The following is a 17,840-nucleotide window of genomic DNA, read 5'->3' on the forward strand; positions in this document are numbered from 1 at the left end:
TCGCCTAGACTGTCTATTCGCAGCGGGTGGCACGCGACACGCGACCGCCCTGTCGTCGCGATGCCGGTGGCAGCCGGTTCAACGAACGGGAAGACAGCATGCGATACGAACTGTATTACTGGCCCGAAATCCAGGGCCGGGGCGAGTACGTGCGGCTCGCACTTGAAGCAGCCGAAGCCGACTACGTCGACGTCGCGCGTGAATCGGGGCGCGGAATGGGTGTGCCGGCCATGATGCGCATGATGGACAGCTCGAAGGCGGAATGCGTGCCGTTCGCGCCGCCGTTCCTGAAGGCCGGCGATCGGGTCATCGGGCAGACCGCGAACATCCTGCTGTTTCTCGGCGCGCGGCTCGGGCTCGCGCCTGACGACGAAGCCGGCCGGCTGTGGGTGCACCAGCTTCAGTTGACCGTCGCCGATTTCGTCACCGAGATCCACGACACGCACCATCCGATCGCAAGCTGCCTCTACTACGAAGACCAGAAAGCGGAAGCCGCCGAGCGCGCGGCCGATTTTCTCGAAAACCGGCTGCCGAAATTCCTCGGCTACTTCGAGCGCGTACTCGACCGGAATCCGCACAAGAGCGGCTACCTCGCCGGCAACGCACTCAGTTATGCGGACCTGTCGATGTTCCAGACGATCGAGGGCCTGCGCTACGCGTTTCCGAAAGCGATGAAGCGTGCGGAGCGGAAGATCGCGGCGCTGGTCGCGCTGCACGACCGCGTCGCACTGCATCCGCCTGTCGCGCTCTATCTCGAGTCGGAACGCCGTATCCCGTTCAACGACATGGGCATCTTCCGGCACTATCCGGAGCTGGACAAGTAACGCCGGCACGGCATCCGCGCCGCTTCATGCGCGGCAGCCGCCGCATCGGCACCGGCCGGGCGCTACGGCCGGCGCCCGTTACCCCGCCCTCCGTGCCGGGCCGTCAGCGCGGCTGCCCGTGCTGCGTGGCCGCTGCATCGACGGCCTCGACCGAACGCGTCAGCCACGGCCCGATGTCCATCTCCTCGTAGCGCACGAGCCGGCTCTTGCGCGCACGGCGATACGCCCACCAGATCGCGACGAACAGCGGAATCCATACGTAGATCGACAGCACTTCCATCCAGTCGATGCGGGCCGCGAAGAACGCCTGGTAATCCTGCCCGAGCGAGATCACGATGCAGATCGCGATCGCGAACAGCGGCCCGAACGGAAACCATTTCGCGCGGTAAGGCAGTTGATCGAGCCGGTAGCCCTGCTTCAGGAACCCCTTGCGGAACCGGTAATGGCAGACCGCGATACCGAGCCACGCGATGAAGCCGGTGATACCGACCGTATTCAGCAGCCACAGATAGATGCCCTGGTTGTTGGACAGCGACGTGAGGAAGCACAGCCCGCCGACGGCCATCGTCGCGTACAGCGCGTTGCGCGGCACGCCACCCGGCGACAGCGTCGCGAACATCGCAGGCGCGCGCCCTTCCGCAGCGAGGTTGTACAGCATCCGCGTCGCCGCGTAGGTGCCGGAATTGCCGGCCGACAGCACGGCCGTCAGGATCACGAGATTCATTGCGCCGGCCGCGAGCCGGAAACCCGCGTGGCTGAACACCAGCGTGAACGGGCTCACGCCGATGTCGGTCACGTCGCTCTTCAGCAGGTTCGGATCCGTGTATGGCACCAGCAGCCCGATCACGAAGATCGCGAACACGTAGAACAGCATGATCCGCCAGAAGATCTGCTTCACCGCGCGCGGGATCGTCTTGCGCGGGTTTTCCGATTCGCCAGCGGTGATCCCGACCAGCTCGGTGCCGAGAAACGAAAAGCCCGCGATCAGCGCGACGCTCATCATCGCGTGCACGCCGCCGACGAACGGGGCGTCGCCTGTCGTGAAGTTGCGCAAACCGACCGGATGCCCGTTCCCGATCAGGCCGGCCGCGATCAGCAGCCCGGCCGCGATGAACGCGACCACGGTGACGACCTTGATCAGCGAGAACCAGTATTCCGATTCACCGAAGCCGCGCACCGACAGCGTATTCAGCAGGAAGATCAGCACGAGGAAGCCCGCGCCCCACCAGATGCCCGGTATGGTTGGAAACCAGTAGCGCATCACGATCTGTGCGGCGACCAGCTCGATCGCGATCGTCACGGCCCAGCTATACCAGTAGGTCCAGCCGAGCGCGACGCCGAAGCCTTCGTCGACGTATTTCTCGCCGTAGATCGCAAACGAGCCCGATACCGGCATCAGTGCGGCCATCTCGCCGAGGCCCGTGACGACGAAGTACACCATCAGCCCGATCGCGATATACGCGGCAATCGCACCGCCCGGCCCGGCCTGCGCGACCGACGCACCCGACGCGACGAATAGCCCCGTGCCGATCGAGCCGCCGATCGCGATCATCGCGATGTGGCGGCCCTGCAGACGGCGCTTCAGCGTCGTTCCGGACGGTTCGGCCGTTTCCGCTGCCGCTTGCAAAGCATCCATAGTGTTCACCCTGGTTCGATTGGAGTCCGACGATTTGATTCGGAATGCAAATCGTCAGGCCCGGTCATTCGCGTCGACACCGGCCCATCCCGGCCGGCCGCATCACACGACGCTGCGCTTGATCGCCTGCAGTTCGGCCGTCGTCACGATCTTTTCGATCCGGTACCGCGGGCTTTCCAGCCACGCGTTCGCGATCCGCCGGTACTCGTCGAGATCCTCGCACGCGAGCCGCACGAGAAAATCGAACGTGCCGCTGACGAGCCAGCAATCGAGCACGGCCGGATTCGCCCGCATTTCGTCCTCGAACGGCGCCTGCGAACGGCCGTGGTCGGCCAACGTGATCTGCGCGATCACGACGATCGGCTTGGTCGCGCGCGGCGCCTTGATCACCGCGCGGTACCCTTCGATCACGCCGAGCGCCTCGAGCCGCTCCACACGCGCCTGGCATGGCCGCGGCGTGAGGTTCACGAGCTCGGACAGCTTCCGGTAGGAAATTCGCCCGTCGGTGCGCAGGATATCGAGGATCCGGAGATCGATCTTGTCGAGCTGCATCTTCTTGTCGGTCATCCGCGTTCGCTCCGGTCGGGTCGTGGCTGGTGCGCGCAACGTCTCCTGTTCCGCGCGGGGGCCACATTATCCGGCCGAAGCGGCCGCGCGCCAATCGGCTAGAACCGCAGCGACAGGCAGGTCAGGCCGCCGTCCATCTTGCGGAACTCGCTCGTATCGATCACGTGCAGCGGCAGCCCGAGCGACGCGATCGCATCGTGCACGCGCGGGTAGCCGGCCGGCGTGATCAGCGTGCCGTTCACGCGCAGCGTGTTGCCCGCGTATTCGTCGGCAGCCGAGATCGCGATCCGGCGATAGTCGGCGAACGCCGGATGCGCGGCCAGCGCCTCGGTCACGAGCAGCGTGTCGTCGCCGAGCGCGTTGACGACCGACTTGAGGTGCAGGCCGGCGCCCACCGGCACCGCGACGACCGAGTACCCGTAGCGCGACACGAGCGATTCGAATGCGGCGATGCCTTCGGCATCGGTACGGCCCGTCAGGCCAATGTAGAAGCGCTTGCCGACCTGCATCACGTCGCCGCCGTCGAGACGGCCGTCCTGCATCGGCAGCAGGTCGCGATGCGCGGCCAGCGCCGCTTCGATGTGCGCCGTCTCGCCACGCCGCGCCGGCGCACCGGGGCGCGTGATCACCGCGAATTCCGGCGTCACGACCGCGGTGTCCTCGACGAAGTGCGAATCGGGGAACGCCTCCAGCGGCGGCAGTTCGGTCAGCTCGACGCCGAGCATGCGCAACGCTTCGCAGTAAGCGTGGAACTGGGTGAGCGTCTTGTCGTAATCGGGCGCGCCGAGTTCGGCGGTGGTCAGGCCCGCGCCACAGGACGGCGCGGGTCGGCGAACGATCGCTTGCGTGAATTGCATCGACTCCTCCATGGTCAGCGCCACATCCGTGCGTCACACGGGCGGCTGCGTTGTGTCCGGACCATTATCGGAAGCCAAATTGCGCAATTCGCGTCGATTTCGGCTGCGCCGACAGCCGATTGCGTCGAATTCTGTGCGGCGCGCAGCGGATTCGGCAGCTCACCCGCCCCCTGCCTGGCGAGCCGCCGCTTTCACATGCCGCATGCCTGCTACACGTGCGCCCCGAACCCCATCTGCGAACGGCCGAGCGCCGTGAGATCGCCCTCCCCGCCGCGTCCGTCGAATTCGACCTCGAAATGATCGGCCGGGAAATCGGGCGGGCTCTCGCCACGCAGGAACGCGGCCCGCTGACGCTGCAGGTATGCGTCGTTCTTCGCGCAACCGGGCGCGGCCGCAATGTACATCACGTTGCTGTCGCCGCGGCCGCGGTGCGCATCCTCGACCGCGTGCACGACGTCGCCGTGCCAGAACACCGCGTCGCCCGGCTCCATGTGCGGGATCGGCACCAGCGCATCGAGCAGCAGCGCGTGCCATTCGGGCCGGATCGACAGCGCCCTGCCGGGACGCGCGCCGCACAGGTCGTCGTCGGCCACATCGTCCTGCAGCGCGCGCAGCACGATGTAGGCCATCGCGTTCGCGACCGGGATCAACTGCAGCGTGCCGTCGCCGGGCCCTTGCGGCGTCAGTGCGGTCCAGCCCTGGAATGTACGGAACATCGAGCACACGGCCGGCGACGGAATCTCCTCGACGTCGGGACGAAACGCCGCGTCGAACGGATCGTAATCGCGCCAGTTGCCGGCCAGCACGTGACGATAGACCTGGCGGAAATTCGCGCCGAGCCAGCGTTCGACGGAACCGCCGTCGACATGCGGCGACAGCCCGAGCGACGTCGAGCCGGGCGGACGGCGACGAATCCGGTCCGCATAGGCCGGCACCTGGTCGGGATCGAAGTGCGTGCGCCCGCCGTGCGCGTGCCGCCACAGGCGGTTCAGGAACACGCGCGCCTGGGTCAGTGCCGGCGACTGGCGCGCAGCCACCTGCGGCTTCGACCAGTAGACGCCGTAGATCTGCGGCTTGCCCGACGCGAGGTTCCCGAAATAGCGATCCTCGGCACGTGCGTGCAGCCGCTCGGTGAAGCGGTTCGCGTCCAGGTACGCACCGATCTCGTCGTTCCAGTCGCGCGCCTGCCGCGCATCGAATACGCCACGGATCACGACCGCGCCATGCGTGCGGATCGCAGCAATCGCGTGCGGATCGACGGTACCGCTCGCGATGTCCGCGAACGGCACCACCGGAATGACGTCATGGCCATGCGCATGCGCACGCCGGATCGCGTCGACCTGCCGTGCGACATCGCCCGCCAGTTCGCGAAACGTGGCCGCGTAACCGGGCAGGTCGGCGCGCAGCGCTCTTTTCGCGTCGCGAATCGCGGCAGGCAGGTCGTCAATCGTCAGTTGCATCGTGGTCTCCTCGCTGACAGGTGTCGTGATGTGCTGTCAGCGTACGGCCGATGCTCTGCCATCGTTACCACTATCCGGCCAACTATCGATACAATCCGGACAACCGGCCTCACTCCGGACGATGACAGACCACGCACAGCTTGTTGCCGTCCGGATCGCGGAAATAAGCGCCGTAGTAGTCTCGGTGATAGTCCGGCCGCAGGCCCGGCGGCCCTTCGCAGGTGCCGCCGTGGCGCAGCGCGAGCGCGTGGCAGCGATCGACGTGCGCGCGGGTCGGCGCCACGAACGCGATCGTGTGGCCATTGCCCGGTTCGGGCGCGCGGCCATCGAGCGGCTGGCCAAAGAAGAACAGCGGCCGGTCGGTGTCGGCCGGCATCCAGCCCGACCAGCCGTCCGGTTCGCGAAATTTGAGGCGCAGCCCGAGTTCCGCGAATAGCGGCGCGTAGAAATCGTAGGCGCGCGCGGTGTCGGTCACCCCCACGCAAACATGTGAAAACATGGCATCGCTCCGTTGTGACGATTGCTCACGATCATGCCACGGCGCGATGCCGGCCCTCTCCCGGAGGCCGCGATGAAACCGCAGTACGAGCACGTGACGTTCGCTCCCGGCTGTTCGATCCGCGTCTATCACCGTCAGCTCGCGCGCATTCCGTTCGAATGGCATCGCCATCCCGAATACGAACTGACGCTGACGCTCAACAGCCGCGGCCGGCGCTTCATCGGCGATCACGTCGCGCACTACGCGGACGACGACCTGGTGCTCGTGCCGCCCAACCTGCCACATACCTGGTCGTCGAATGCACGCATCGATCGCGCTGCACCCGAAGTCGCGCTCGTCATCTGGTTCGACGGCGACTGGGCGCGGCGTCTGGCCGACTGTTGCCCCGAATACGCGCCGCTGCGCTCGCTGCTGCGGCGTGCCGCACCGGGCCTGCGTTTCGGCGCGGACGCGGCCCGGGCGATGCGCGCACGACTGCCGCAGTTGCTCGATCCGTCTCCCCGCATACGGCTCGCGGCCGCGCTCGACACGCTCGCCGATCTCGCGGAGGCCGGCGGCGAGCCGCTCGCCACCGCGCACACGTATGACCTGGCCGACGGCGCGACACCGCCCGCCAGCGTGGCCGCCCCCGAAGCCGAACGCCTCGACCGCGTGCTCGACGCGATCGACCGGCATTTCCACGAACCGCTGCGCATCGGCGCGCTCGCCGCCACTGCTCACATGTCCGAACGCACTTTGCAACGCCTGTTCGTCCGGCATCTCGGCGAAAGCGTCGGCCGCTACGTGCAGCGGCTGCGGCTCGCGCATGCGTGCCGCCATCTCGTCGGCACCGACTGGCCGATCGCGACCGTGGCCGTGCGCTGCGGCATTCCGAATGCCGCGAACTTCAACCGACAATTCCTCGCCGCGCGCGGGATGACGCCCGGCGCATACCGGCAGTTCTTCGTGCAGCACGGCCACGCGCCCGATGACGACGCGCCCGCACTCGACACGCGGCCGCCGTCGCTCGAGCGCCGCGCCGGCCCGGGCAAACCTCGGCCGCACAAATGAAAACACCCCGACGGGATGACCCGTCGGGGTGTCGTGGCGTTGCGTTTCGCCCGACGCGATCGGCCTGCCGGCCGTTCGCGCCGCGCACGATTTAACGTGCGTTGAGCGGCTTCGCTTCGCGCGGCGTATCGCCGATGAACAGCTGGCGCGGACGGCCGATCTTCTGCTCCGGATCGCCGATCATTTCGTTCCACTGTGCGATCCAGCCGACCGTACGTGCCATCGCGAAGATACACGTGAACATCGACGTCGGGATGCCCAGCGCGCGCTGGACGATGCCCGAGTAGAAGTCGACGTTCGGGTACAGCTTGCGCGACACGAAGTATTCGTCTTCCAGCGCGATCTTCTCGAGCTGCATCGCGAGCTTGAACAGCGGGTCGTCGTGCAGGCCCAGCTCGTTCAGCACTTCGTAGCACGTTTCGCGCATCAGCTTCGCACGCGGGTCGTAGTTCTTGTACACGCGGTGACCGAAGCCCATCAGCTTCACGCCCGAATTCTTGTCCTTCACCTGTTTGATGAATTCGGGGATGTTGTCCGGCGAACCGATCTGCTCGAGCATGTTCAGCGCGGCTTCGTTCGCACCACCGTGCGCCGGGCCCCACAGACACGCGATACCGGCCGCGATACATGCGAACGGGTTCGCGCCCGACGAGCCGGCAAGGCGCACGGTCGACGTCGATGCGTTCTGCTCGTGGTCGGCGTGCAGGATCAGGATGCGGTCGAGTGCGCGGACGAGCACGTCGTTGACCTTGTACTCTTCGCACGGGTTCGAGAACATCATGTGCATGAAGTTCGCGCTGTACGACAGCGAGTTCTTCGGATACACGAACGGCTGACCGATGCTGTACTTGTATGCCATCGCGACGAGCGTCGGCAGCTTCGCGATCATGCGGATCGCCGACACTTCACGGTGACGCGGATCGTTGATGTCGAGCGAGTCGTGGTAGAACGCCGACAGCGCGCCGACCGCAGCGACCAGGATCGCCATCGGGTGTGCATCGCGACGGAAGCCACGGAAGAAGAAGTGCATCTGCTCGTGCACCATCGTGTGCTTCGTGACGGTATCGACGAATTCCTTCTTCTGCGCTGCGTTCGGCAGTTCACCCTTCAGCAGCAGGTAGCAGCTTTCGAGGAAGTCGGCGTTTTGCGCGAGGTTGTCGATCGGGTAACCGCGGTACAGCAGTTCGCCCTTGTCGCCGTCGATGTACGTGATCGCCGAATTACAAGCTGCCGTCGACATGAAGCCCGGGTCGTACGTGAACTTGCCGGTCTGGCCGTACAGCTTGCGGATGTCGATCACGTCCGGGCCCATCGTGCCCTTGTAGATCGGCAGTTCGACGCTCGGAGAGTTGTCGCTGAACGATAGCGTGGCTTTAACATCAGACGGAGTCATGGCACATCCTCAATCGAAATAAAGAAACGGGATTCGATAACGGGCACAGCGCGTTACACCTTGGCGTTACACGTTGCGCAGCATCTCCAACAGCCGGTGAATGTCCGGGCTGTCTAGGTCGCCTTCTGGTTCCTTGCGCGCGAGGAGCAAGTCCATCAGGTCGTTGTCGCTCAGATCGAGCAGGCGCGACAACGCGCCTACGTCTGCATCGGTGAGGTCATGCTCGTATCTGCTGAAGAAACGCTCGAAAATGATGTCGTTCTCCAGCAGACCCCGCCGCGCACGCCAGCGAAGGCGTGCGCGACGGTGCGGGTCGGATTGATGCGAATCGTCGCTCATCTCGCAGACTCCCGCAGGGCCGCCCCAAGGGTGTCGACACCCCCTCGGGGGGCAGCGAACGCAGTGAGCTTGGGGGTCGTCATATCAAACCGCGCGGCGAACCATCAGTTCCTTGATCTTGCCGATCGCCTTCGTCGGGTTCAGGCCCTTCGGGCAGACGTCGACGCAGTTCATGATCGTGTGGCAACGGAACAGACGGTACGGGTCTTCCAGGTTGTCGAGACGCTCGCCGGTGGCCGTGTCGCGGCTGTCCGCGATGAAGCGGTAAGCCTGCAGCAGGCCGGCCGGGCCGACGAACTTGTCCGGGTTCCACCAGAAGCTCGGGCACGACGTCGAGCAGCTCGCGCACAGAATGCACTCGTACACGCCGTCGAGCTCGTCGCGCTCTTCCGGCGACTGGAGGCGTTCCTTCTCCGGCGGCGGCGCGTCGTTGATCAGGTACGGCTTGATCGAGTGGTACTGGTTGAAGAAGTGCGTCATGTCGACGATCAGGTCGCGCACGACGGGCAGGCCCGGCAGCGGACGCAGCACGATCTTCTGCGGCAGGTCGTTCAGGTTCGTCAGGCACGCGAGACCGTTCTTGCCGTTGATGTTCATCGCGTCCGAACCGCACACGCCTTCACGGCACGAACGGCGGAACGACAGCGTCTCGTCCACGGCCTTCAGCTTCACCAGTGCGTCGAGCAGCATGCGCTCGTGCTGGATCTCGAGCTCGTACGTCTGCATGCGCGGCGCTGCGTCCTTGTCCGGATCGTAGCGGTAGACTTCAAAAATGCGTTTTGCCATTTCGGATTCCTTTGACTCGGCTTAGAACGTGCGCGGCTTCGGCGGCACGGATTCGACCGTCAGCGGCTTCATTTGAACCGGCTTGTAGTCGAGGCGATCGCCTTCGCTGTACCACAGCGTGTGGCGCAGCCAATTCTCGTCGTCGCGGTGTTCGTAGTCGCTGTGGGCGTGTGCGCCACGGCTTTCCTTACGTGCTTCCGCCGACACCATCGTTGCGCGAGCAACTTCGATCAGGTTCTCCAGCTCGAGCGCTTCGACGCGCGCGGTGTTGAACACCTTCGACTTGTCCTTCAGGTGGATGCTTTCCACGCGCGCCTTCAGGCCGGCCATCTGGTCGACGCCTTCCTTCAGCAGTTCGGACGTGCGGAACACGCCTGCGTGCTTCTGCATCGTCGAGCGGATGTCGTTCGCGACGTCCTGCGTGTATTCACCCGAAGTCGACTTGTCGAGCTTCGCCAGGCGCGCCAGCGAGAATTCGCCCGCATCGGCCGGCAGCGGCTTGTGTTCCTTCTGGTTCTTCACGTGCTCGACGATGTGGTTGCCGGCCGCACGGCCGAACACCACGAGATCCAGCAGCGAGTTCGTGCCGAGGCGGTTCGCGCCGTGCACGGACACGCACGAGCATTCGCCCACTGCGTAGAAGCCGTTGACCGGATCCTTGTGGCCGCGCGACGTGCCGACGACCTGACCGTGGATGTTGGTCGGGATGCCGCCCATCTGGTAGTGGATCGTCGGGACGACCGGGATCGGTTCCTTGATCGCGTCGACGTTCGCGAACTTCAGCGCGATTTCGCGGATCGACGGCAGACGCTTCATGATCGTCTCGGCGCCGATGTGCGACAGGTCGAGCAGCACGTGATCCTTGTTCGGACCCACGCCGCGGCCTTCCTTGATTTCCTGGTCCATCGAACGCGACACGAAGTCACGCGGCGCCAGATCCTTCAGCGTCGGCGCGTAGCGCTCCATGAAACGCTCGCCGTTCGCGTTGCGCAGGATACCGCCTTCGCCGCGCACGCCTTCGGTGATCAGCACGCCCGCGCCGGCCACGCCGGTCGGGTGGAACTGCCAGAACTCCATGTCCTGCAGCGCGATGCCCGAACGCGCGGCCATGCCGAGGCCGTCGCCGGTGTTGATGAACGCGTTGGTCGATGCCGCGAAGATCCGGCCTGCGCCGCCCGTCGCGAACAGCGTGGTCTTGCCTTCCATGATGTAGACGTCGCCCGTCTCCATCTCGAGGGCCGTCACGCCGAGCACGTCGCCTTCCGCGTCGCGGATCAGGTCGAGCGCCATCCATTCGACGAAGAACTGCGTCTTCGCTTCGACGTTCTGCTGGTACAGCGTGTGCAGCAGCGCGTGACCGGTACGGTCGGCGGCCGCGCAAGCGCGCTGAACCGGCTTCTCGCCGTAGTTCGCGGTGTGGCCGCCGAACGGGCGCTGGTAGATCGTGCCGTCCGCGTTACGGTCGAACGGCATGCCGAAGTGCTCGAGTTCGTACACGACGTTCGGCGCTTCACGGCACATGAACTCGATCGCGTCCTGGTCGCCGAGCCAGTCGGAGCCCTTGATCGTGTCGTAGAAGTGGAAGTGCCAGTTGTCTTCGCTCATGTTGCCGAGCGACGCGCCGATGCCGCCCTGCGCGGCCACCGTGTGCGAACGGGTCGGGAACACCTTCGACAGCACGCCGACCGACAGGCCCGCGCGCGACAGTTGCAGCGCCGCGCGCAAGCCGGAGCCGCCTGCGCCGACGATCACTACGTCAAACTTGCGGCGCGGGAGGGAAGTTTTGATTGCAGCCATTCTTTACACTCTCCAGAGAATCTGCGCGGCGTAGCCCGCACATGCGAGCAGCCAGACGATGGTCAGCGATTGCAGCAGCAGGCGCACACCGACGGGCTTCACGTAGTCCATCCAGATGTCGCGCACGCCGACCCATGCGTGGTAGAAGAGGGAAAGCAGCATCACGAAGGTGGCGAGCTTCATCCATTGCGCGGCGAAGATCGATGCCCAGCCTTCGTACGAGAAATCATGCGCGCCGAAGAACAGGACGAGCAGAATGACCGTGTAGACCGCCATGATCGTGGCGGTGATGCGCTGCGCAAGCCAGTCGCGCAGGCCGTAATGTGCGCCGACGACGAGGCGCTTCGAGCCGATTCGGTTATTGGCTGCCATTTTCTTAGAATGCTCCGAACAGTTTGAGTGCCATGGCGATCGTCAGGGCGATCGAGACGACAAAGACGACGACTGCCGTCCGCTTGCCGCCTTCCTTCGTGACGGCGTCGTGGTTGACGTCCATCAGCAGGTGGCGAATGCCGGCGCAGAAATGGTGGAAGAAGGCCCACGACAACGCGAGGACGATCAGCTTGACGATGATGTTGGAGAGGAAAGCCTTGAAGACTTCGAAGCTGAGCTCGGACGTGAGGCTCTGGTCGAAAAGGAACAGCAGGAACGGCAGGAACAAGAACAGCAGCGCGCCGCTGACTCGATGGAGAATCGACAATATCGCTGCCAGCGGCATGCGATATTTCATCGTGATATCGCCGAATCCGATGTTCCGGTATTCCGGCCTCGGCTTTCTTACTGCGTCAGTCATGCTAGACCCCTACTATGTTGTCACACTAATCCGCGATTTTAGCGCCTTTTTATATCGCGCTGCAGCGAAAGTCTGCTCTGGATAGTTGCGCGAACAAGAACAAAGGCGGCCCGAAACGTGCTTCGCGAACGTGGGGAACGCGAACGCACTCGGCTTGAGCCGATACACCGTCAACTCAAGTCATTCTGATAGTAGTACCCGGTTGTGACATACCAGCCGCGACGCACTTCCACCGGCCGGTCTCCGTATGTATAGGACACCCGCTCGACCGACAGCAAAGGGAAACCTGCCGGCACGTGCAGCAGGTCGGCCACCGCCGGCTCCGCCGCCACTGCGCGGATCTTTTCCGTCGCGCGGATCATCCGCGTGCCGAACTCCGTCTCGAACATCGCGTAGAGCGGCCCCTTGTACTCGCTTAGCCGCTCGAACGTGAGCCCGCGGAACATCGCGCCCGGCAGCCAGATCTCGTCGAGCACAGTCACCTCGCTGTCGAATTCCAGCAGGCGGCGCACCTGCACGACGGGGTCGGCCGGCTTCAGGTCGAGCTGCCGCGCGATCTCGGCCGGCGCGCGCAGGCGGCGGCATTCGAGCAGGCGGCTCACGTGCGGATGCTCGGCACCGTCGTCGGCCAGCAGCCGCAGGAAGCGGAACTGCGCGCGATCTTCATTGTGCGTTGCAACAAAAGTGCCCTTGCCCTGCCGCCGGACCACGAGGTTTTCGGCGGCCAGCTCGTCGATCGCCTTGCGGACGGTGCCCTGGCTGACCTTGTAACGGGCCGCGAGCTCCACCTCGCTCGGGATGATCTCGCCCGGCTTCCATTCACCGGTTTCGAGACTTTGCGTGATCAATGACTTAATCTGCTGGTATAACGGGCTGAACGTCGGCGACGGAGCCGCCGCAGGCGAAGATGCGGGATCGCCCCCGCCCGGCTGCCCTGGGCCGCCTGCGCCGGTCTGATTCGCGGTATTCGCCTGGTTCGATGTCATGGCGCGCATTTCATCACAAACCGCACTTTTAAGTCCACTCAATTTCCGCAAAACATCTGTCTTATATAAGACATATGATACCGTTTGACTTTGCGCGAGACGACTCCTACACTCCGGGTCGAGCAAGGGTTCGCGGGTGCAAAAGCGCGTCCCCGGCTACGTGCCACGGCCGTCTCCAGGTTCACCGCGTCTGCCATCGCGAGTCCTCCGCCCTGCTTCAATGCAACGCTACGCACAACGCGCATAGAATGGCGTTTTCGCGAGTGTCCAACGCTTCACCCGTCCTGGAGATTTTCAATGGCTAAGCCCGCAAAGCGCGTTGCCGTCACCGGCGCCGCAGGTCAAATCGCTTACTCCCTGCTGTTCCGCATCGCGAACGGCGACCTGCTCGGCAAGGACCAGCCGGTCATCCTGCAACTGCTCGACCTCCCGCAAGCTCAAGCCGCCGTCAAAGGCGTCGTGATGGAACTCGACGATTGCGCGTTCCCGCTGCTCGCGGGCGTCGTGATCACCGACGATCCGAAGGTCGCATTCAAGGATGCCGACGTCGCACTGCTGGTCGGCGCACGTCCGCGCTCGAAGGGCATGGAGCGCAAGGACCTGCTGTCGGCAAACGCCGAAATCTTCACGGTTCAGGGCGCCGCGCTGAACGAAGTCGCGAGCCGCGACGTGAAGGTGCTGGTCGTCGGCAACCCGGCGAACACGAACGCATACATCGCGATGAAGTCGGCACCGGATCTGCCGAAGAAGAACTTCACGGCCATGCTGCGCCTCGACCACAACCGCGCGCTGTCGCAGCTCGCAGCGAAGTCGGGCAAGCCGGTCGCATCGATCGAAAAGCTCGCCGTGTGGGGCAACCACTCGCCGACGATGTACCCCGACTTCCGCTTCGCGACCGCCGAAGGCGAATCGCTGCTGAAGCTGATCAACGACGACGTGTGGAACCGCGACACGTTCATCCCGACCGTCGGCAAGCGCGGCGCGGCGATCATCGAAGCGCGCGGCCTGTCGTCGGCAGCGTCGGCAGCGAACGCGGCGATCGACCACGTGCGTGACTGGGTCCTCGGCACGAACGGCAAGTGGGTCACGATGGGCATCCCGTCGGACGGCTCGTACGGCATCCCCGAAGACATCATCTACGGCGTGCCGGTCGTTTGCGAAAACGGCGAGTACAAGCGCGTCGAAGGCCTGGAAATCGACGCATTCTCGCGCGAGAAGATGGACGGCACGCTGGCCGAGCTGCTCGAAGAGCGCGATGGCGTCGCCCACCTGCTGAAGAACTAAGCATCACGCGTATCGCCGGGCGGCCCTCGGGCAGCCCGGTTTCGGCCCGGGCCGGCATGCCGCCAGCCCGGCCGACCGATCCGATTTGTGCACGTTTTGCCGCTCCGCGCCCGCCGCGCACCGGCCCAGAACGCGCCCGAATCCGATTTTCTCCACGTTGACCCGCTTCCCTGGCGTAGACGAGATGGCCGCGCTCACTCCCGCACAAGTGCTGTACGACGGGGCGTCCCCGCCCGCGATCCTGCCCTGCTGTGATCACTACGCGGGCAGCGAAAAGCTGATGCGCAAGTCGCTCGCGCTGCAGGCCGAGCTGGGCCCCGTGTTCGACATCACGCTCGACTGCGAAGACGGCGCGGCCGTCGGCCAGGAAGCCGCGCACGCGGCACTCGTCGCCGACATGCTCGGCAGCGACGAGAACCGCTTCGGCCGCGTCGGCGTGCGCATCCACGACTTTTCCCACCCGCACTGGCGCGACGACGTGCGCATCGTGCTGCGTGCGCCGCGCGCCCCCGCCCACATCACGCTCCCGAAGATCGCGAGCGCCGCCGACGCAGCCGAAATGACCGCGTTCATCGAGGGTACGCGCCGCGAGCTCGGCATCGCGCAGCCGATTCCGGTCGACGTGCTGGTCGAGACGCACGGCGCGCTCGCGCAGGCGGCCGCCCTCGCCGCGCTGCCGACAGTCGGCACGCTGAGCTTCGGGCTGATGGATTTCGTCTCCGCGCACCATGGCGCGATTCCCGATTCGGCGATGCGCTCGCCCGGCCAGTTCGAGCACCCGCTCGTGCGCCGCGCGAAGCTGGAAATCGCCGCTGCCTGCCACGCGCACGGCAAGACGCCGTCGCACAACGTGACGACGGAAGTGCGCGACATGAGCGTCGTCGCCGCCGATGCGCGCCGCGCGCGTGACGAATTCGCATTCACGCGGATGTGGAGCATCCACCCCGCGCAGGTCCGCCCGATCGTCGACGCATTCGCGCCGCGCACCGACGAGGTCGCACTGGCCGCCGAGATCCTGCTGGCCGCGCAGGCCGCCGACTGGGGACCGACGCGCCACGGTGATACGCTGCACGATCGCGCGAGTTACCGGTATTACTGGTCGGTGCTGCGCCGCGCGCGGGCCACCGGCCAGCCCGTACCGGCCGAGGCCGCGCCGCTGTTCGGCCCGGCCGCCGCGGGCAGCGCGCCGTAAGCGCGCGCCGCCGGCCGATACACGAGTTTCATGCATTCGACGAGGCGCGAACCGGATAGAGGTTTGCGAAACGACAAAAAACGTAACGGAGCCCGAAAACCTGATATATGCGCGGCCAAATAGGTGAAAATAGCGGCCGCTGCGCGCTTTCGGGGCGCGTGCAGTTTCAAACCGGCCGGCAGTTTCGATTGCCGGCCCTTGTCAACTGATTATCGAAAGGTTCTGACTCCATGAAGAAACTCCTGATCGCTACCGCCATCGGCGCCTTGTCCGCCACGATGCTGGTGTCGGCTCCGAGCGCGTTTGCCCAGGGTACGACCACGACGACCGCGAAGAAGGCAACGGCCAAGCGCCCGGCGCCGGCCAAGCGCATCATCCCGCGCAGCAAGAAGGCACAGGCACGTGCCGCGGCGAAGGTCGATCCGGTACCGGACGGCGCGGTCAAGTGGTCGTGCAAGGAAGGTCTGTCGTTCGACCTCGCCGGCGACATGAAGCGCGACCAGGTCGTCACGGTTCACTGGGCGAAGAAGAACTACAAGCTGCCGCGTCAGGCCACGACGACGGGCGCCGACACGTTCTACGATCCGGCAGCAGGCTTCAAGCTGATCGTGATCCCGACCAAGGCGATGCTGTTCTCCGACGCAAACGGCGGCGAACGCCTCGCGGACGAATGCGTGACGCCGGAAATGGCGCAAGGCACGCCGGCACCGACGCAGTCGAACGAACTGAAGCCGGCAACGAACTAAGCGCGTTCCCATCGGCCCCTCGATGTCCGCCCCGGTCTCCAACGTCCGCCCTGCTCCGGATACGGTACTCGTCGATATCGTCGACTACGTGCTGAATGCCGGCATCGACAGCGCGCTCGCGCTGGAGACGGCGCGTCATTGCCTGATCGACACGCTCGGATGCGGACTCGAGGCGCTGTCCTACCCTGCCTGTACCAAGCTGCTTGGCCCCGTCGTGCCCGGCACGATCGTGCCGAACGGCGCGAAGGTGCCGGGCACGTCCTTCCAGCTCGATCCCGTCCAGGCCGCCTTCGACATCGGCGCGATGGTCCGCTGGCTGGACTTCAACGACACCTGGCTCGCCGCCGAATGGGGTCATCCGTCCGACAATCTCGGCGGGATCCTGGCGACGGCCGACTGGCTTTCCCGCACGGCCGTCGCGGCCGGCCGGAAGCCGCTCATGATGCGCGACGTGCTGGTCGCGATGATCCAGGCCCACGAGATCCAGGGCTGCCTCGCACTCGAGAATTCGTTCAACGCGGTCGGGCTCGACCACGTGCTCCTCGTGAAGGTCGCATCGACGGCCGTCGTCGGGCGGCTGCTCGGGCTCTCGCGCGACGAGCTGATCAACGCGGTGTCCAACGCGTTCGTCGACGGCCACGCGCTGCGCACCTACCGCCACGCGCCGAACACGGGCTCGCGCAAATCATGGGCGGCCGGCGATGCCACCTCCCGCGCGGTGCGCCTCGCGCTGATCGCGAAAACGGGTGAAATGGGCTACCCGTCGGCGCTCACCGCGAAGACCTGGGGCTTCTACGACGTGCTGTTCCGCGGCCAGCCGTTCCGCTTCCAGCGCCCGTACGGCACGTACGTGATGGAAAACGTGCTGTTCAAGATCGCGTTCCCCGCCGAATTCCACGCGCAAACGGCCGCCGAGGCCGCGCTGCAGCTGCACGCGCAGCTCGCCGCCGCGGGCCGCACGACCGACGACATCGGCCGGATCACGATCCGCACGCACGCGGCCGCGATCCGCATCATCGACAAGCAGGGCCCGCTGGCCAATCCGGCCGACCGCGACCACTGCATCCAGTACATGGTCGCCGTGCCGTTGCTGTACGGCCGGCTGACCGCGGCCGACTACGAAGATTCGGCCGCCGCCGATCCCCGCATCGACGCGCTGCGCGCGAAGACCGTGTGCGTCGAGGATCCGCAGTTCACGAAGGATTACCACGACCCGGACAAACGCTCGATCGCGAATGCACTGACGATCGAGTTCACGGACGGGTCGAAGCTTGCCGAAGTGGCGGTCGAATACCCGCTCGGCCACCGGCGGCGCCGGGCCGAAGGCGTCCCGCTGCTGGTCGAGAAGTTCAGGACCAACCTTGCCCGCCGCTTCCCGGCAAAGCAGCAACAAGCGATTCTCGACGTGTCGCTGGACCAGGCAAAGCTCGAAGCGATGCCGGTCGATGAGTACGTCGATCTGTATGTGATATAGGGGGCTGTTTGCGGATGAAACGGACATGCGAATGCCCCAAATCGGTCGCAGGACAAGAAGTGAGGAGCGCCGTTTGGCCGTGCCAAACAAGGGACGAACGACGCCGTCATGCGGCCGATTTGGGGCATTCCCGTGGAATAAAATTTAATTTTGGGGT

Annotated in this window: 18 protein-coding genes; 6 read left to right on the plus strand and 12 right to left on the minus strand. The window is 65.3% G+C overall.

All coding sequences use genetic code 11. From position 1 onward, the window contains the following. Positions 1-98: 98 nt before the first annotated feature. Positions 99-824, plus strand: coding sequence for a glutathione S-transferase (locus LGN17_RS02515; RefSeq protein ID WP_226195024.1), 726 nt, complete (start codon positions 99-101; stop codon positions 822-824). Positions 825-927: 103 nt separating this feature from the next. Here the strand turns inward: LGN17_RS02515 and LGN17_RS02520 are convergent, their stop codons facing one another. The 5 genes from LGN17_RS02520 to LGN17_RS02540 all read right to left on the minus strand — a co-directional run bounded on the left by LGN17_RS02520 (position 928) and on the right by LGN17_RS02540 (position 5,843). After that, positions 928-2,460 carry an amino acid permease gene (locus LGN17_RS02520; protein ID WP_226195025.1) on the minus strand — a complete coding sequence of 511 codons (1,533 nt, stop codon included), beginning with the start codon at positions 2,458-2,460 and terminating at the stop codon, positions 928-930. Positions 2,461-2,562: 102 nt separating this feature from the next. Next, complete coding sequence (locus LGN17_RS02525; protein WP_226195026.1) at positions 2,563-3,027, minus strand: Lrp/AsnC family transcriptional regulator; 465 nt, start codon at positions 3,025-3,027, stop codon at positions 2,563-2,565. A 98-nt stretch (positions 3,028-3,125) separates the two neighbouring features. Continuing rightward, positions 3,126-3,884 (minus strand): dimethylarginine dimethylaminohydrolase family protein, encoded by a 759-nt coding sequence (locus LGN17_RS02530; RefSeq protein WP_175967809.1) that lies wholly within the window; start codon positions 3,882-3,884, stop codon positions 3,126-3,128. Positions 3,885-4,093: 209 nt separating this feature from the next. Further along, positions 4,094-5,344, minus strand: coding sequence for a DUF1479 domain-containing protein (locus LGN17_RS02535; protein ID WP_226195027.1), 1,251 nt, complete (start codon positions 5,342-5,344; stop codon positions 4,094-4,096). A gap of 109 nt (positions 5,345-5,453) precedes the next feature. Beyond that, positions 5,454-5,843 (minus strand): VOC family protein, encoded by a 390-nt coding sequence (locus LGN17_RS02540; RefSeq protein WP_226195028.1) that lies wholly within the window; start codon positions 5,841-5,843, stop codon positions 5,454-5,456. 72 nt (positions 5,844-5,915) lie between these two features. On the opposite strand from LGN17_RS02540, the gene LGN17_RS02545 reads away from it, so the two are divergent. Continuing rightward, positions 5,916-6,893, plus strand: a complete 978-nt coding sequence (locus LGN17_RS02545) for a helix-turn-helix domain-containing protein (RefSeq protein WP_226195029.1) — start codon at positions 5,916-5,918, stop codon at positions 6,891-6,893. Positions 6,894-6,984: 91 nt separating this feature from the next. Here LGN17_RS02545 and gltA read toward each other — a convergent pair whose 3' ends face one another. From gltA to LGN17_RS02580, 7 genes are all read right to left on the minus strand, one after another. Next, positions 6,985-8,286 (minus strand): citrate synthase, encoded by a 1,302-nt coding sequence (gltA, locus tag LGN17_RS02550; RefSeq protein ID WP_011355741.1) that lies wholly within the window; start codon positions 8,284-8,286, stop codon positions 6,985-6,987. 66 nt (positions 8,287-8,352) lie between these two features. Continuing rightward, on the minus strand, positions 8,353-8,625 hold the full coding sequence (locus tag LGN17_RS02555; protein ID WP_011355742.1) for a succinate dehydrogenase assembly factor 2: 273 nt from the start codon (positions 8,623-8,625) through the stop codon (positions 8,353-8,355). A gap of 84 nt (positions 8,626-8,709) precedes the next feature. Continuing rightward, positions 8,710-9,411 (minus strand): succinate dehydrogenase iron-sulfur subunit, encoded by a 702-nt coding sequence (locus tag LGN17_RS02560; protein WP_011658352.1) that lies wholly within the window; start codon positions 9,409-9,411, stop codon positions 8,710-8,712. Positions 9,412-9,432: 21 nt separating this feature from the next. Next, on the minus strand, positions 9,433-11,208 hold the full coding sequence (sdhA, locus tag LGN17_RS02565; protein WP_175955146.1) for a succinate dehydrogenase flavoprotein subunit: 1,776 nt from the start codon (positions 11,206-11,208) through the stop codon (positions 9,433-9,435). 3 nt (positions 11,209-11,211) lie between these two features. Then, complete coding sequence (gene sdhD, locus LGN17_RS02570) at positions 11,212-11,580, minus strand: succinate dehydrogenase, hydrophobic membrane anchor protein (RefSeq protein ID WP_011355745.1); 369 nt, start codon at positions 11,578-11,580, stop codon at positions 11,212-11,214. Positions 11,581-11,584: 4 nt separating this feature from the next. Next, positions 11,585-12,001, minus strand: coding sequence for a succinate dehydrogenase, cytochrome b556 subunit (sdhC, locus tag LGN17_RS02575; protein WP_034185792.1), 417 nt, complete (start codon positions 11,999-12,001; stop codon positions 11,585-11,587). Between the two features lie 170 nt (positions 12,002-12,171). Further along, positions 12,172-12,996: a GntR family transcriptional regulator gene (locus tag LGN17_RS02580; protein ID WP_175955141.1), complete on the minus strand. Its 825-nt coding sequence runs from the start codon at positions 12,994-12,996 to the stop codon at positions 12,172-12,174. 288 nt (positions 12,997-13,284) lie between these two features. On the opposite strand from LGN17_RS02580, the gene LGN17_RS02585 reads away from it, so the two are divergent. The 4 genes from LGN17_RS02585 to LGN17_RS02600 all read left to right on the plus strand — a co-directional run bounded on the left by LGN17_RS02585 (position 13,285) and on the right by LGN17_RS02600 (position 17,683). Further along, a complete protein-coding gene (locus LGN17_RS02585; protein WP_006754984.1) occupies positions 13,285-14,271 on the plus strand; it encodes a malate dehydrogenase in 987 nt (328 codons plus the stop codon). 184 nt (positions 14,272-14,455) lie between these two features. Beyond that, positions 14,456-15,463, plus strand: coding sequence for an HpcH/HpaI aldolase/citrate lyase family protein (locus LGN17_RS02590; protein WP_226195030.1), 1,008 nt, complete (start codon positions 14,456-14,458; stop codon positions 15,461-15,463). Positions 15,464-15,693: 230 nt separating this feature from the next. Then, positions 15,694-16,209, plus strand: a complete 516-nt coding sequence (locus LGN17_RS02595; RefSeq protein WP_027791117.1) for a hypothetical protein — start codon at positions 15,694-15,696, stop codon at positions 16,207-16,209. A gap of 22 nt (positions 16,210-16,231) precedes the next feature. Next, positions 16,232-17,683 (plus strand): bifunctional 2-methylcitrate dehydratase/aconitate hydratase, encoded by a 1,452-nt coding sequence (locus LGN17_RS02600; RefSeq protein ID WP_226195031.1) that lies wholly within the window; start codon positions 16,232-16,234, stop codon positions 17,681-17,683. Positions 17,684-17,840: the final 157 nt, after the last annotated feature.

This window comes from Burkholderia sp. AU30280 (assembly GCF_020420125.1).
Classification (GTDB): Bacteria; Pseudomonadota; Gammaproteobacteria; order Burkholderiales; family Burkholderiaceae; genus Burkholderia.